This is a genomic window from Nocardia sp. XZ_19_369 (assembly GCF_015355715.1).
Taxonomy (GTDB): Bacteria; Actinomycetota; Actinomycetes; order Mycobacteriales; family Mycobacteriaceae; genus Nocardia.
Genome location: NZ_JACVED010000011.1, coordinates 36,807 through 52,823 on the forward strand (window position 1 = coordinate 36,807; position 16,017 = coordinate 52,823).

Consider the following 16,017-nt stretch of genomic DNA (forward strand, 5'->3'; position numbering starts at 1 on the left):
CGCTACCGTCTGTACGTGTGAGATCGACTCACGAGAGGCTGATGTCTTGCGGAAACTGACCTTTGGCATGAATGTGACCCTGGACGGCTACATCGCCGCGCCCGGCGACGACCTCGGCTGGAGCGAGGGCGAGGGACCGGACTCGTCGCCGAGCGACGAGCTGTTCCAGTGGTGGTCCGACCGGGTGGCGGCGACGGGCCTGGCGTTGTACGGGCGCAAGCTGTGGGAGGCGATGAGTTCCCACTGGCCGACCGCCGACCAGCAGCCCGGCGCCACACCGGCGGCGATCGAGTACGCCCGCCGCTGGCGGGACATGCCGAAGGTGGTGTTCTCCGCGACGACCAGCACGGTCGACTGGAACGCCCGCCTGGTCACCGGCGACGCGGTCACCGAGATCACCCGGCTCAAGGCCGAGGACGCCGACCCGATGGACATCGGCGGCGCGACGCTCGCCGGGGCGGCCATGCGGGCCGGGCTGATCGACGAGTACGTGCTGGTCACCGTGCCGGTTCTGGTGGGCGGCGGCACGCCGTTCTTCACCGCGCTGGACAGCTGGGTGAGCTTGAACCTGGTGGAGACCCGGACGTTTCCCGGCGGCGTGCTGCTGACCCGATACGAGACGAGGCGCTGAGCACGGGCCAGACGATCGGCGCAATGCAGCGTGCGGTCCACGGGCCCACTTGCTGGAAACCCTGCGCGCCGTGTTCCAGATCCAATGCTGTTGTGCGTGGTCAAATTTCGACCGGGATGCAACATCCGGGCCCTAGCGATCAGTAAGCCGCCGATTCTCCTGGGCGGTAGCCAGGGTCAGTCCTGCGGAGTAAGCAGGACGATCGGGATTTCGCGGTCGGTCTTCTGCGCGTACTCGTCATACAGCGGAAAGATGCCAGCCATCTGAACCCAAAGGGACGCACGTTCGGCCGGGGATGCGACCCGCGCGCGAGCCGTGAACCGACGGCCGCCGACCTGCACCCCAACACTCGGATCGGCCAGAAGGTTCTTGAACCATGCCGGATCTTCATCGGCCCCGCCTTTGGAGGCGACGACGACGAAATCCTCGCCTGCGGTGCCGTAGATCAGGCACGTTCGACGCGGAATGCCGGTCCGGCGTCCGGTCGTGGCCAGCACGAGGGTGTAGACACCGTCCGATTCGTGTCCCTCGGTGCCGCCCGAAGCCAGATACTTCCGAGTCTGATCAGCGACCCAGTCCCACTGCGAGTCGGTGGCACGGTCGAGGTCGTTGGCGACAGCCATGATGAAAGTCCTCTCTGGAACGGAAAACTGGTGCGTCGTTACGCGACCCGTTGTGGCCGCTCTGCCCCTGGGACGGAGCGGACGCCTTGTTCTCTACACAATGCCACCTGTGACGACCACCACATTTCGCTGTGAGCCCGGCGTAGGGATATCCGATGGCGTCGTGGGTCGTCAATTCACTGACAGCGACGCAAGTTTCGATGATCTCATCGGCGGGCTCACCCGAGAACTCCCGTCGAAGGCGGAGCGCCTCGGACGGGAGTTATCGGACGGCGGCGGCTACCACAAAATGGGTAGGCGTTCTGGGATTCGTTTCATGAAGCGGGTGCGCCAGACGAGTTGGTCGATGGGTACGGCTAGGTCGAGGGTGGGGATGCGGTTCAGTAGGACTTCCAGGCCGATTTGGGCGTGCTTGCGACTCAGGGCGGTGGCGGGGCAGAAGTGTTGACCGCCGCCGAAGGATAGGTGGGCGCTGGCGTTGGGGCGGTTCAGGTCGACAGTCTCGGGTGCGGGGAAAGCGGCGGGATCGAAGTTGGCGCCCTCCACCAGCACCAGGACCAGCTCACCCTTGCTGACCAGGACATCACCGAGTTGGACGTCTTCGGTCGCCAGTCGTGGCAGACCATCGCCGATGGACAGGTTTATGCGCAACACCTCCTCCACTCCGGCGGGGATCAGCGCCGGGTCTGCGAGCAGTTGAGCCTTCAGTTCCGGATGCTGAATGAGCGACACCAGTGCCATGGTGAGAAAGCCGCCGGTGGAGATGACGCCGGCCCCGAACAACGTGACTCCGACGGTGGCCAGCATCTGTTCGGAGACTTGTGCGTAGTCCGGATCGTCGCGCAGGGCAGCGAGTTCGGCCATCAGGCCGAAGGTTTCGGGGTCGTCGAGGCGTTCGACCATGTAGGCGATATCCCGATTCCAGTTGAGCTCGGCCGCTGGGATGGGTTCGGCGGAGTTCATGAACGCGATGTGCAGACTGCGCATCAGCTGGGGTGCGTCCTGCTGCGGAATGCCGAGGAGGTGACAGTGCAGGGCGGCCGCGAACGGATCGGCGAAATCGTTGCGCAGATCAGCGGGCGCGCCTTCGGCGACGAGGGCATCGACCAGGTCCATGGCGGTGGTTCGCATAAACTCTTCGAGGCCAGGCGATTTCGGGCTCAGCGCCTTCATCACTGCCTTGCGTAAACCCGCACCGGTGATGTTGCCCATGTTGTTCACCACCTCCGGCGGGATGGTGAGCGCGTACTGGCGGGGAACTCCCGGCGCGGACGTCTCCTTCAGCGAGAACCGGCGATCTTCCAGAACCTGTTTACACAGGGCGTAGGAGCTCACCAGCCAGGCCTCGTCACCGGCGATGGTGCGCACCTTACGCACTGGTGTTGTTTCGCGAAGTGCGTTGACCTCCTGGGGAATTCGGTCGCCACGGGCGGAGAACGGGAAAGCGAGCAGGGTGTCGAAGGTTGTCATGCGCCTACTCCTTCGAGAGGAGTGACGATGGCGTGACCCTGGTTCCGCGAGGCGCGAAGTCCGGACCCGCGCGCATACAGCAGCTCCGCCATCGGCAGCAATTGGTGATAGCAGTTCAGCGACGAGGGCACCCCGAGGATCGCGGGCGTGTCCAGAAACAGTGGGGCCTCAGCACGGATGTAGTCGAGGCACACCTCGTGCTGACGGGGTGTAGGTGCGCGTCCATCCAGCACCTTCGAGGACAGGAAGCGTGCCACCAGCTGATGACACACCGCACGGAACTCCTCATCGTCGGCCGATCGCCTGACGAGATCCGCATGCAGGTCCCGGTACGCTTCGTCGGCCCGGAACTCCGACATCGCTTTCGCGAACAGCCGCCTCCCCTGCGGATCGGCATCATTAACTGCCGCAACGATTTTGGCGCGCACACCGCGAATGTTCTTGTCTGCCTTACGGCGAGCGTCGAGCGCGGAATACCCTATGGCTTCGAACATTTCGGCCACATACACATCGGTGTAGACGATGTCGACCCGATCGAAGTGCGCGAGTCCCCACTTGGCCAGATCCCGGATCCGCTGACCCGAGAAGTAACTGTTTCCTGGTGACACACCGATGACCGCGTGATCACCATCGTGCTGGACCACCTGACAGTGCCGAGTGAACGGCTGAACCAGAAAGCCCTGTTGGACAGTGGGTTTCAGTGATTCTGCTGCAGATCTGGAGAGCGTTGCCGACGTCACGATTGCGCGCCTTTCGCCGAAGGGGATCTACCGAATTACCCGCTCTGCCGAGGCAGTGGTGCACGCCGTTGTCCCCGAGCCCCTGCATCGCTCGCGAGTGCTTTAGATCCTCGCGGTGCTCACCGGGCCTCGACAACGGTGAGAGATCCAACGCCCGCAGCGCACCCGCGGGCCGAATTCTCATGATCGCACAATTCCGTGCCGGGTCGCCAGGCTCGCCCGTAGGAGCCGGATCCCGACGGAACTGATCCGCCGTCCAGTTCGGGTCGCTCGAGTCAGCTCGGTAGCTGATGGCGACCTCGTCTACGGTGTATCTCCGGTGCACGATGCCGACCGACGCGCTGACGAGCACATCGTGCGTGATCTCGGCATGAACCCAGCCTTCGCCCGAAAGTAGCCACTACCCTGGCCCTGCCGTCTCCTGCGACCACGCCGAGGCTGGGGCATACCCGCCGATCGACCCGGACTGACCGATCAGCTCCCACACTGGCAACGACGTCCGAAAACGTCGCAGTGCTTACGGCAGATCACCATCGTGACGCGTTCGCCGCTGCCAGATCCGCCAGACCGGTTCCGACGAAACAGGCTGCGCCGCAGACCGATACGCCCGGGCCATCCCCACCAGCCCTTCGGCGGCCTTGCCCATGAACATGCCGACCAGCACCGACACCATGACTACCCATACCCCGTCGAACCCGAGTACGAACATCAGCACCGACGCCACAGCAAAAACGAACGGAATCGCATACGCGGTTTCCACGAGAAACCTTCGCAGTCGCGGCATTTCACTTACCTCCCCAGCGCCCGTACACACTCAAGCGTAGCGGCTTCGGCCCGCGAGGTAGTCACGATCGTCTCAACCACGCCCTCGTTTATGTCAACGTGGCGAGCACGATATCCAGCGCCTTCCGCATATCGTCCCCCTCGATCCGCATCAAAGTGTCTTCATCGAGGGTTCGCGGATCAAGGGATTCGTCCATGGCCAAACGATATTCGCGTTCTTCCTCCGCACTCTCGATCACATTACGGATGAACCGCCCGTTACCCGCGATATCGACACCGCGCCGCGGCAGACCACTCTGATCGGTGCGTTCGGCCGCGTACAGCTGCACGCATGCTTCGCGCAAGATCTCGACCGCTTCGTCCGACAGCGCGGAATCACGTTTGCTGGCAATGAATTTGCCGATGTCACGGAGTTCATCGGGCGAGTAGGAGTCGAACTTCACCCGTTTGGCGAAACGAGAGGCGAGTCCGTCGTTGCTGGCCAGGAAGCGATCGATCTCGCCGTCGTACCCAGCGATGATCACTACCAACCGGTCGCGGTCGTTCTCCATCCGAGCGAGCAACGTGTCCACTGCCTCGCGCCCGAACGCGTCCCCACCGGAGAGCCCCTGCTGGATCAGCGTGTACGCCTCGTCGACGAAAAGCACACCGTCCATGGCGGAGTCGATCAGCGCATTGGATTTGATCGCAGTGGAACCCAGATGCTGGCCGACGAAATCGGAGCGCTTGGTCTCCACCACCTTGTCGGTCTTGAGCAGTCCGAGCCCGCAGTAGATCTTGGCGACCACGCGGGCGATGGTGGTCTTGCCGGTACCGGGCGGACCGGTGAACGCCAGGTGCTGCCCGCGCGGCATGCTGCTGAGCCCCTTCTCCGCGCGGATCTTGGCCATGGTGGCCGAGGACTGCAACTTGGCGACCTGGACCTTCACCGCCGCCAATCCGATCTGGGCCTGCAGTTCCGCGCGGGCGGTGGCCAGAATCGTCTCAGCCCGGTCCTGATGTTCCTGTTCGGCGGCCTCGTCCAAAGACGGCGCGGTCGCGGGATCCCAACGGTTGGTGCGTGATTCGATCTGCTCGCGAGTAGTGACCATGATCCGGAACGTCGGATCGCTCATGGCGCGCGCGTTCGAGGCGAAGCCGGGCACCTGGCTGTACACGGTCTCGAACAGCGACCGCGCCTCGTCCTCGTTGCCTTGCTCGCGCAGCGCGAGGCCGCGGCAGTACATGGCAGCGGTGCGGGCAGCCGGGATCGGACCGTGCTCGGCTTGTTCGAGGCGGCGCGTCGCCTCACCGAACAGCCCGAGGTGCGCGCACGCGGTGCCGACCATGACGTGTGCGCCGACGGCCATGTACTGGTCCTGCCATTCGGCCGACCCGGCAAGGACAGCCATCACGTCGGGCCAGAGCTGGGCGGTGAAGTACAGGACACCGCGGGCATAGGCGCAGAGGCGGTCGTCCAGCGCGCCATCAGGGTCGTCGGTGATCTTCTTGCGCCGCTCGTCCAGCTCGTCGAGCACGTGCTGCGCCTCGTCGAACTGCTTGTCGTCCAGCAGCCGCATGGCGTGCGCGATCCAGATCTCGGTGAAGCCGGCGACCGGGTAGTCGATGTACTGGCCGATCTGGAAGCGGCCCGCCAGCTGGCGCGGCGGCAACCCGAGCCTGCGCTGTTCGCGCATCAGCGAGGTGGTCGACGTCCGGTGCAACTGCCCGAGCACCTCGTTGGACGCATCCCCCGCGGCGAGGCGGCCCAGCCAGGCGTCGCACATGTCCGGGTCGAGCTCGGTGGCCCGGCGGAAGGCCACCTTGGCGTATTCGAGGTTCTTGGCGGCCTGCTGGCCGTCGACCATCAGACCCAACGACAGCACGCCCGCGTCGAAGACCTGTTGGGCTGAACGAATCGCTGACATGCGGCGCAACGTAGCCGGAATACGTTGCCGCGTCACTCCTTACCCTGCGCGCGAGCATGCGGCATTCACCGGGGATTAACCGCGCGAGACCACCGCCGCCACAGAACCGCATGTCAGCGCCCGACCAGGGTTACGACTGAGGAAACTCACTGCTCAGCCCGCGCGACCGAGCGACTCCGTTGTTAATTTCCCGAACGTGATGGAGTCCACGGCGATCGAGCCGCAACTGTGCCGGGTCTCGGTGATCGGTGGCAACACCCAGGTGGATGTGGTGCTGCCCGCGACCGTCGCGATCGCGAATTTCATCCCGGATGTGGTGGCGCTCATCGCTTCTCGCAATCCCGACCTGTCCGAACTGGAGGACAACGGACCGCTCGCCGCCCAGCACTGGACGCTGGCCCAGCCCGGTCAGACCGCGATCGATCCCGGGCGCACGCTCACCGAGGCCGAGGTGTTCGACGGCGACCTGCTGGTGCTGCGCGCGGTGGATTCGGTCGAGTCGCCGCCGCTGTTCGATGACGTGATCGACGCGGTCGCCCGGCTGACCGACGACTCCTTCAGCGGCTGGTCGGGTGAGTCGGCGGGCCGCGCCGGGATGGGCGGCGCGATCACGGCGGTGGTCGGCACCTGTTTCCTGCTGCTGTTCGCGGCGGCACGCGGCTGGTCGGTGCTGGCCGGATCGGCCGGCCTCGGCATCGGTCTGGTGATCCTGATCGGCGCCGCGCTGGTCGCCAAGAAGTACGCGGCGACCGCTCCCGCCACCGCACTAGCCCTCTGCGGCCTGCTCCTGATGGGCAGTGGCACAGCGGCATTGGTGCCCGGCCGCCCCGGCGCGCCACACCTGCTGTTCGGTGCGGCCGCCACCCTGCTGCTCGCGGTGATCGCGATGCGGGCGATCCCGGTGCGCACGACGATGTTCACCGGGGTCATCACCGTCGCGACGTTCGCCGTCGGCGCCGCGGGCACGGTGACGATCTGGGATGTCGCACCGCTGAAGGTCGCGGCCGGGATCATCGTCTTCGCGTTGCTCGGCATCACCCTCGCCTCACGGATCGCGGTGGCGGCCGCGCGGCTCCCGGTGCCGCCGGTACCGACCGCGGGCGGGGCCATCGACCCGCGCGACCACGAACCACGGCCGACCATCGAAGGCATCGGCGCGGTCGGCGCGACCGCCATCCCCTCGGCGGCCGGCCTCGGCGAACGATCACGGCGGGCCAACGACTTCCAGTCCGGGATGATCTTCGGCATCGTCGCGATCACCGTGCTCGCGACGATAGTGATCGTCGCCTCGGCCACCGAGCATCGCTGGCAGTGCGCGGTGCTCGCCGCAGCGGTCGGTGTCGTACTCGCCAGGCGTGGAAGAGCTTTCGCGGATCTGACCCAGGCCGCGGTGCTGGTGGCCGGTGGCTGCGCGGCGTTGATCGTGCCCGCGGTGCTGTGGGGTGTGCGGATGCCGGAACTGGCCCTGCCCGCCGCAGGCGCGCTGCTGTTGGTGGCCGGCCTCGGCATGCTGATCGGGGTGGCCGGACCGAACATGGAAGTGTCGCCGGTGGTGCAGCGGGCGGGCGAGATCTTCGAATACCTGCTGATCTGCATTATCGGTCCGCTCGTTTTCTGGATCCTCGACGTCTACGCCATGGCGCGGAATGCGTGAGCTCGCCCGGTCGGCCGTCGTCGTCACCTTGGCGCTGACGCTGGCCGTAGGTCCGGTCGGTGCGGCACTCGGCGTGGCACCGCCCGTGGTCGATCCGGGGGCGCTGATCACGAATGCCCCAGTGGCCCCGCCTGTTCCGTCCGAGCAGCGACTGCTGTGCTCCCAACCGATCTGGACCGGACCCGCGCCCGTCGGAGTACCCGCGGCGCAGAAGGCGCTCGGGCTCGAAGCCGCCTGGCAGTTCAGCCGAGGCGAGGGACAGACCGTCGCGGTGATCGACACCGGCGTGAACCCGCATCCGCGACTGTCGGTGCGACCGGGCGGTGATTACGTCTCCGATTCCGACGGCACCGCCGACTGCGACGGACACGGCACCCTGGTGGCTGGTCTCATCGCCGGTCGGCCCGCACCCGAGGGCGGCGACGGCTTCTCCGGCGTCGCGCCCGCCGCCACAATCCTCACCATTCGCCAGACCAGCCTGGCCTACCAGGCCAAGAACAGTTACCGCTCCGACGATCCCGGCGCGATGTCGGCGGGCGGCTACGGCACGGTCGACACCCTAGCCAGCGCGGTAGTGCACGCGGTCGACAGTGGCGCGACAGTCATCAATATCTCCGCGGTCTCGTGCAGGCCCGTCGGTGCTGAGGCGGTCGACGGCTCGCTCGGCGCTTCGCTACGGTACGCCTACGACCGGAACGTCGTCGTGGTCGCGGCAGCAGGCAACCTGCAACAGCAGGGCGCGTGCAAGGAGCAGAACGGCACTGCGGGCTGGAATGCGGTCGCTACGATCGCGACGCCCGCGTGGTTTTCGCCCTATGTCCTGTCGGTGGCATCGGTGGAGCCCGACGGATCGCCCTCGGCCTTCACCCTTTATGGACCTTGGGTTTCCGTGGCCGCGCCTGGCAGCAATCTGATGTCGCTGGACAGCGCGCCGGGCGGCACCGGGCTGGTGAACGGCACTCCGCAGGCCGACGGCCAGGTGGCGCCGGTGAACGGCACCAGCTTCGCCAGCGCGTACGTCGCGGGCCTGGCCGCCCTGGTGCGCGCCCGCTTCCCCGGCCTCTCCGCGCAGCAGGTGATGGACCGCATCATCCGCACCGCGCATGCCCCGGGCAGCGGCCACGACGCCAGGGTCGGCGCGGGCCTGATCGACCCGGTCGCCGCGCTCACCGCGGTGGTGCCGCCCGCCGCGAAAAGTGATCCGGCGCAGGGCTTCCCGATCGCAGGTCCGACACCACCGGCTTTCGTGAGCCCGTGGCCGCGCCGCATCGGCCTCGCGGGCGCGGTGAGCTGCCTGACGCTGCTGGCCATCGTGCTCGCCCTCTCCATTCCGTTCCGGCGCGAACAGCGCAGGCCCCTCGTCCTGCCGGGCGATGACTAATCGAAGGAATTGTCCATGGGCACAAAGGGGTTCATCCGCCTGGCCAGGATCGCACCGCCGCGGCCACCGGGCGGCGAGGTAATCCTCAACGCACCGCCGGAGATCACCGCGCCGGTCCCCGCGCCGCTGTGGCAGCGACTGCTGCCGGTGGTGATGGTCGTCGCCATGGTGGGCATGATGGGGCTGATGTTCACCATGGGCGGCAAGTCCATGTTCTCCAATCCGCTCACCATGATGTTCCCGATGATGATGCTGATGTCGATGGTCGGCATGTTCGCCAGCCGCACTGGCGGCGGCGGGAAGCCGGCCGCCGAGCTCAACGAGGAACGCAAAGATTACTTCCGCTACCTCGACCAGCTGCGCCGCGACGTCCGCAACACCGGCACCGCCCAGCGCGAGGCACTGTTCTGGAGCCACCCACACCCGATCGACCTGCACGCGCTGATCGGCACCCGCCGGATGTGGGAACGCAGGCCGAGCGACCCCGACTTCGGGCACATCCGGATCGGCGTCGGCAGTCATCGCCTCGCCACCAAATTGGTTCGGCCGGAGACTGTTCCGCTGGAGGATCTGGAACCGGTGGCGACCGTGGCGCTGCGTCGCTTCGTCCGCACGCACTCGGTGGTGCACAGCCTGCCGACCGCCATCTCGCTGCGCGCGTTCCCCGCGGTGAACGTGGAGGGACCGCGCGAGCACGGCCGCGCGCTCGTCCGGTCGATGCTGATGGAACTGGCCACCTTCCACGGACCGGACAGCATGATCTTCGCGATCGTCACCGCCGACCCCGACGGCGAGGTGTGGGGCTGGACCAAATGGCTTCCGCACCTGCAACATCCACGCGACACCGATCGGATCGGGTCGGCCCGCATGCTCTACGAATCGCTGTCGGAACTGGAGACCTCACTGTCGGAGGACCTGCTCGAACGCGGCCGGTTCCTGCGCAACGCACCGACCACGGCAGGCAGGCTGCACCTGGTCGTGGTGATCGATGACGGGTATGTCAGCGGCGCCGAACGCATCATCAGCGACGCCGGCCTCGACTCGGTGACCGTGCTCGACCTGACCGCACCGCAGACCGGTCTCGCCGTCCGGCGCGGACTGCAACTGGTGGTCGAGGAAGACGTGATCGGCGCCCGCACCGGTGGTTCCGTGGAGAACTTCGCCGGACCCGACCGCGTAAGCCTGGACATCGCCGCCACTTTCGGCCGCGGGATGGCGCGCTACCGGATCGCCACCAGCGCCCAGGTCGTCGACCTCGGTGCCGAGGTGAACACCGACCCGGGCTTGATGGCGATGCTCGGCGTCGCCGACGCGGCGACCCTCGAAGCGGACACCGTGTGGCGGCCCAGGTCGGCCCGCGAGCGGCTGCGGGTGCCGATCGGCTCGACCCCCGACGGCACCCGGGTCGAGATCGACATCAAGGAGTCCGCCGAGAACGGCATGGGCCCGCACGGGTTGTGCATTGGCGCAACAGGTTCCGGCAAGTCGGAGTTCCTGCGCACCCTGGTGCTGTCGATGGTGACCACCCACTCCCCCGACCTACTGAACCTGGTTCTGGTCGACTTCAAGGGTGGCGCAACGTTTCTCGGGCTCGATCCGCTGCCGCACGTGTCCGCGGTGATCACCAACCTCGAGGAAGAACTCTCGATGGTGGACCGCATGCGCGACGCGCTGGCCGGTGAACTGACCCGCAGGCAGGAACTCCTTCGATCGGCAGGCAATTTCGCCAACGTCACAGAGTATGAGAAGGCCCGCGCCAACGGGGCACCGCTCGACCCGCTGCCCGCGCTGTTCATCATCGTCGACGAGTTCTCCGAATTGCTCTCGCAGAAACCGGATTTCGCGGAACTGTTCGTGATGATCGGCCGCCTCGGCCGCTCGCTGCGCGTGCATCTGCTGCTCGCTTCGCAGCGACTGGAGGAGAACCGGCTGCGCGGCCTCGACTCGCACCTGTCGTACCGGATCGGCCTGCGCACGTTCTCGGCTGGTGAATCCCGTCAGGTGCTCGGCATCACCGACGCATACCATCTGCCCGCCCAGCCCGGCGCAGGCTATTTGAAGAGCGATTCGTCGGATCCGTTGCGGTTCAACACCACCTACGTCTCCGGGACGTACGTGCCGCCGGTCGCGGGACGGACGACCGGTCCGACGGCCACGGCCGGGACGGTCGACCTGTTCACCGCCGCCACCATCGAGGCTGCCGCACCGAGCACGGAAGAGCAGCAACCGATCCCGGTCGAACTGCCCGACCTCAGCGAACTCCTCGGGCAGGCGCCGTCCGCCGAACCCGAGCGGTCGCTGCTCCAAGTGGTGGTGGATCGGCTGACCGGGCACGGCAGGCCCGCGCACCAGGTGTGGCTGCCGCCGCTCGATATCTCGCCGACCGTGGATCTGGTGCTGCCCGATCATGATTGGCGCTCCCAGGTCAACCAGAATGCCAATCTGTGGCTGCCGATCGGCATCGTCGACAAGCCGTACGAACAGAAGCGCGATGTGCTCGCGATCGATCTGTCCGGCGCCCAGGGCAACGTCGCGGTGGTCGGTGGACCGCAGTCCGGCAAGTCGACCACCCTGCGCACCATCATCCTTTCCGCCGCCACCACGCACACCCCCGAACAGGTGCAGTTCTACTGCCTCGACTTCGGCGGCGGCACCCTGGCCGCTCTCACCGGACTGCCGCACGTCGGCTCCGCGGCCGGGCGGCTGGAGAGCGACCGGGTGCGGCGCACCGTCGCCGAACTCAGCATGCTGCTGCGCAGGCGCGAGGCTCGCTTCCTGGAACTCGGCATCGAGAACATGCGCGAATTCCGCAAGCGCAAGGCCGAATTCGCGCTGCTGACCCCCGAAGAACGGGCCGCGCACCCGCTCGCCGCCGACGCGTTCGGTGACGTGTTCCTGGTGATCGACGGCTGGGCCGCCTTCCGCGAGGATTTCGACCTGATCGAGGGCCAGGTGCTCGCCCTCGCGGCCCGTGGGCTGTCCTACGGCATCCACCTCATGCTCGGTGCGAATCGGTGGGCCGAGATCCGGCCCAATGTGAAGGATCAGATCGGCACCAGGATCGAGCTGCGCCTCGGCGACCCGTCCGACTCGGAGATGGATCGCCGTGCGGCGGTGAATGTTCCGATCAACCGTCCTGGCCGCGGCATGACCGGCGACAAGCTGCATATGCTCATCGCCCTCCCCCGCCTGGACACCGACGTGAACCCGGAGACGCTCTCCGACGGCATTGTCGCCGCGAAGGCCGAGCTCGCCGAGCTCTACGGTGACCGCCGGGCACCCGGGGTGCGGATGCTTCCTGGCGAACTAGACCGCGAACAAGTGCTCACCACCGCGCGCGAACTGAATATGCGCCTGGACAACAAGCGGGTGCTGATCGGGTTGAGCGAATCGGAGCTGCTGCCGGTGGTGCTCGACTTCGAGGAGTCGCCGCACCTGCTGGTGTTCGCCGACGTCGGCTGCGGCAAGACCACGCTGCTGCGCAATATCGCGCAGGGCATCGTGGAGAATTCGCATCCGAACGAGGCGCGGGTGATCCTGGTCGACTATCGGCGCACCATGCTCGGCGCGATCGACGGGCAGCATCTGGCCGGGTACTCCACTTCGGCGCAGACCTCGATTCCGACGCTGAAGGAAGTCGCGGGATTCGTGTCGCAGCGGCTGCCCGGCGCCGACATCACCCCTGCGGAGCTGCGGGAGCGCAGCTGGTGGACGGGGCCAGAGGTGTATGTGATCGTCGATGACTACGACATGGTGGCGTCGAACAATCCGCTGGTGCCGCTCCTGGATCTGCTGCCGCAGGCGCGGGATATCGGTTTGCATGTGATCATTGCGCGCCGATCCGGTGGTGCGGCGCGGGCGCTCTACGATCCGGTGCTCGGGCCGATGAAGGATATGTCGGTGGACGGGATTCTGATGAGTACGCCGAAGGACGAAGGTGTGCTGCTCGGGGACGTGCGTCCGGCTCAGTATCCGCCTGGGCGTGGGTTGTTGGTGTCGCGGACGCGGGGGCGGGATCTTATCCAGATCTGCCATCTGCCGCCGCCGGGCTGAGCGGGTGTTGCTCGGCGATGTATGCGCGGAGCAACATCATTCTGGGCGTCGGCTTTTGGTGTCCCGTGCCATCCAGCGGGCTGGGCGGTCAGGAGAATGCGGCGGTGGCGTTTTCCTCGGTGCTGTCGAGATCGCCTGCGGCCCGGCTCATTCCGTGGGCAAATTGGGACAGGGTGTGCGCCAGGTCGAATCCGCCTTGGAGCAGGTCGGTGCTGAGGTTTACGTAGCCGGTGTTGCCGTCGGCGAACGACTTACCGTATGAGTCCGTGCCCCACGGCGGGTTGGCGCTGCTGCCTGCGGCGACCGCCGATTCAGCGGTACTTCCGTTGTGCTGCACTGTGATCGGGTCACCGAGCAGCGTCAGGGTGTCGGCGAGCACGCGCACCGCACGGCCGACCGCGTCGGCCACACTGTCCATCACCACAGCGGCGGAATGCAGGTCGGTCGTTGAATCGATGGCGATGCTCTGCTCCACCTGGACCACTCTGGTTAGGACAGGCAGCGCCAGACGGGATTGCGGGCGACCGGAACCGAAACACTATGCGAATTATGGGTTTCGAGCTTAAGCCGCACACTTTCTGATTCTTCGCACACCGACTTGCCGCGCTGACACGCGTGCGTTTGCAAGAAGGAGTGCGTCTAGCGGTTCTCACCGTCCTGGTTCTCGGAATCCGCAGGATTCCAATCGGTTTCGGAGTTCGGCGGTGGGTTCCACGCGGCCGGGTCGGGTGCCGATGGCGCGGCATACGGTTCGATCATCGGCTGGTGGTAGGAATCGAGTTTGGGCCGGGTCTTGGCGCGCAGATCGGTGCCCTTGGGTTGATAGTGGTCCGTTCCCGGACCGCCGGTGCCGTATTCCTTCCCGAGCTGCTCACTGCGGAGCAGAGCCCGCTGCCACCAACTGTTCTCCGCGCCGATCGGGCGCACCGTCGGCTTGGCTTCGGCATCGGCGCTGCGGTTGATCACGTCCGGATGGACGCGCACCATGCGCAGGTCGTCGGCGCGGTGCTGGGCGAGATCGGCCCTGCGTTGCGATTCGTCGGCGCGGGACTGGAATTCGTCGGCTCGGCGCTGGTGTGCGTCGGCCCGCAGGCGCGCGGCGGCTTGCTCGAACTCGGCGCTCGCGTGCTCGACCCGGGCGCGGGCGACCTGTAGTTCGGCCCGATCGACCTGCCGATGATCGGGAGAGTCGTTCGCGCGCAACGCTTCCAGGCGAGCTTCGGCGGTGCGCAGCTGCTGCTGTGCCCGTTCGGTGTTCGTCCGTGCTTGCTCGGCGACGTTGTCTTCCGTTGCCGCCCTTGTCTGTTGCATGGTGGCCCGCCGCTGCACGGTGTCGGCACCGGCCTGCGCGCGATCCGCGGTCTGCTGGGCCGCATCGGACCGATTCTGCATGTCCTGGGCACGGTCGGACATGCGGGAACCCCACTGCGGTTGCCGGTCCGACGATTCCGGCCCGTCCGGCGCTCCGAGCGCGCGAGCCCGCGGCGGGTTTTCGACGGATTCAGAAGGCTGAGCACGTAATTGGGGCTGAGCGGCACGCGCCTGCCGCTGGTATTCGCGCAGGTTGGCCGCGTCCTGCCGATCGAGCTCGCGCAGCCTGCGCTGATACTGCGGCGTCGACTCGACCGACCGGTCGACCGAAGGTCGCGCCACCGGTGCCGGTCGCGGGATGGGCTGGTCGCTCACCGACCCACCGACCGCCGCAGCCCGGCTCGCCGGGACATACACGTTCCCTTCGGCATCCAGCTGGAAATGCCGGAGAAACCCGGTGCGCGCCGCACTGCCCGGCACGCGGTTCAAATGGAACAAGCCGCGCGCACCACCCGCCACCGCACCACGAAACGCACCACCCGACGCACCGAGACCGAAACCGCTCGCAGTGAACGCCCCCTGCCAATTACCGCTGTTCATCGCCGAGGCCATCGAACTGCCGACCGTGCCGACCGCACCGGCGAACGCACCGATCGCAGCACCCCGCCCCACATCCGCCGCACGACCGAGCTTGTTGGTGAGCCTGCCGATCGACGCGTCGAACCCGATACCACCCCAATGCCCGGCCGCCCGGCCGAACAACCCGCTGGCATAGGACGCACCGAACGAGAGCAGTGCCTCATTCCCGTTGAACCGACGCCGCGTACCCGCCGCGATCTGACCACCCTGAATAGCGGCATCCACCAGCACCGCTTGCCCACCCGACACCGCGCCCTTCACCGCGTACGTAGCCAGATTCTTCACCACCAACTTCGTCCAAGCCTGCTGTCCCACAGCACCGAAAGCCCGCAATATCACCTGCTCGATCCGCGTGATCACCAGATCCTCCACCCGCCGCAACCCCGATCGGGTTCCGGCGATAGCCGCGGCCTCCACAGCCGGCGCGGTGGGCGGAAACATCGACGCCCACAGGATCTCCACGGCCAGCATCGCGTAGGAGACGATCATCATCAGCTTCGCCGCCTGCACGGTGGTGCCGAAATCGAAAGCGGCGTTGCCGAGTTCGTCATAGTCGGCCGCCAGCTTCGCCAGCGAGGAGTCGCCGTCGAGCAGGTCGGTGAACAACGCCGAGATGGTCTCGGCACCCGCACCGTCGGTGTACGCGCCGCTAGCTTTGCGCCGCACCTGCGTCAGCGGGTCGACCTGCGCGGCAAGTGATTTCGATGCTTCGCTCCAGGCGCGACCGATGGCGAAGAGCAGGTCCTCGTTGCCGGCGGGCAGGTCGACGCCGACCAGCCAGCCGAGCCATTTCAGATCCTGCGGTATGTCGATCATCGCCGGAGG

Annotated in this window: 11 protein-coding genes; 4 read left to right on the top strand and 7 right to left on the bottom strand. The window is 66.7% G+C overall.

Annotated elements, in window-relative coordinates; genetic code table 11:
• Positions 1-46: 46 nt before the first annotated feature.
• Positions 47-631, top strand: a complete 585-nt coding sequence (locus tag IBX18_RS34920; protein ID WP_194837737.1) for a dihydrofolate reductase family protein — start codon at positions 47-49, stop codon at positions 629-631.
• Between the two features lie 176 nt (positions 632-807).
• Here the strand turns inward: IBX18_RS34920 and IBX18_RS34925 are convergent, their stop codons facing one another.
• The 5 genes from IBX18_RS34925 to eccA form a co-directional block, all read right to left on the bottom strand.
• Complete coding sequence (locus tag IBX18_RS34925; protein WP_194837738.1) at positions 808-1,254, bottom strand: nitroreductase family deazaflavin-dependent oxidoreductase; 447 nt, start codon at positions 1,252-1,254, stop codon at positions 808-810.
• 279 nt (positions 1,255-1,533) lie between these two features.
• Positions 1,534-2,724, bottom strand: coding sequence for a cytochrome P450 (locus IBX18_RS34930; protein WP_194837739.1), 1,191 nt, complete (start codon positions 2,722-2,724; stop codon positions 1,534-1,536).
• Positions 2,721-3,464: a tRNA-dependent cyclodipeptide synthase gene (locus IBX18_RS34935; protein WP_306796548.1), complete on the bottom strand. Its 744-nt coding sequence runs from the start codon at positions 3,462-3,464 to the stop codon at positions 2,721-2,723. The genes IBX18_RS34930 and IBX18_RS34935 overlap by 4 nt, the downstream gene beginning before the upstream one ends.
• Positions 3,465-3,981: 517 nt before the next feature.
• Entirely contained in the window at positions 3,982-4,224 is a 243-nt protein-coding gene (locus IBX18_RS34940; RefSeq protein ID WP_194837740.1) for a hypothetical protein, read from the bottom strand.
• Positions 4,225-4,336: 112 nt separating this feature from the next.
• Complete coding sequence (gene eccA / locus IBX18_RS34945) at positions 4,337-6,154, bottom strand: type VII secretion AAA-ATPase EccA (RefSeq protein WP_194837741.1); 1,818 nt, start codon at positions 6,152-6,154, stop codon at positions 4,337-4,339.
• A 199-nt stretch (positions 6,155-6,353) separates the two neighbouring features.
• Between eccA and eccD the strand changes: the two genes are divergently transcribed.
• The 3 genes from eccD to eccCa are packed head-to-tail and all read left to right on the top strand — an operon-like array spanning position 6,354 to position 13,242.
• Positions 6,354-7,808, top strand: a complete 1,455-nt coding sequence (gene eccD, locus IBX18_RS34950) for a type VII secretion integral membrane protein EccD (protein WP_194837942.1) — start codon at positions 6,354-6,356, stop codon at positions 7,806-7,808.
• The gene (gene mycP / locus IBX18_RS34955) at positions 7,801-9,189 is read left to right on the top strand and encodes a type VII secretion-associated serine protease mycosin (protein ID WP_194837742.1); all 1,389 of its coding nucleotides are present in this window, start codon (positions 7,801-7,803) and stop codon (positions 9,187-9,189) included. The genes eccD and mycP overlap by 8 nt, the downstream gene beginning before the upstream one ends.
• A gap of 15 nt (positions 9,190-9,204) precedes the next feature.
• The gene (gene eccCa / locus IBX18_RS34960; protein ID WP_194837743.1) at positions 9,205-13,242 is read left to right on the top strand and encodes a type VII secretion protein EccCa; all 4,038 of its coding nucleotides are present in this window, start codon (positions 9,205-9,207) and stop codon (positions 13,240-13,242) included.
• Positions 13,243-13,330: 88 nt separating this feature from the next.
• Here eccCa and IBX18_RS34965 read toward each other — a convergent pair whose 3' ends face one another.
• Together IBX18_RS34965 and IBX18_RS34970 are read right to left on the bottom strand one after the other, a co-directional pair.
• Positions 13,331-13,717 (bottom strand): hypothetical protein, encoded by a 387-nt coding sequence (locus tag IBX18_RS34965; RefSeq protein ID WP_194837744.1) that lies wholly within the window; start codon positions 13,715-13,717, stop codon positions 13,331-13,333.
• A 164-nt stretch (positions 13,718-13,881) separates the two neighbouring features.
• Positions 13,882-16,008 (bottom strand): hypothetical protein, encoded by a 2,127-nt coding sequence (locus tag IBX18_RS34970; RefSeq protein ID WP_194837745.1) that lies wholly within the window; start codon positions 16,006-16,008, stop codon positions 13,882-13,884.
• Positions 16,009-16,017 lie beyond the last annotated feature (9 nt).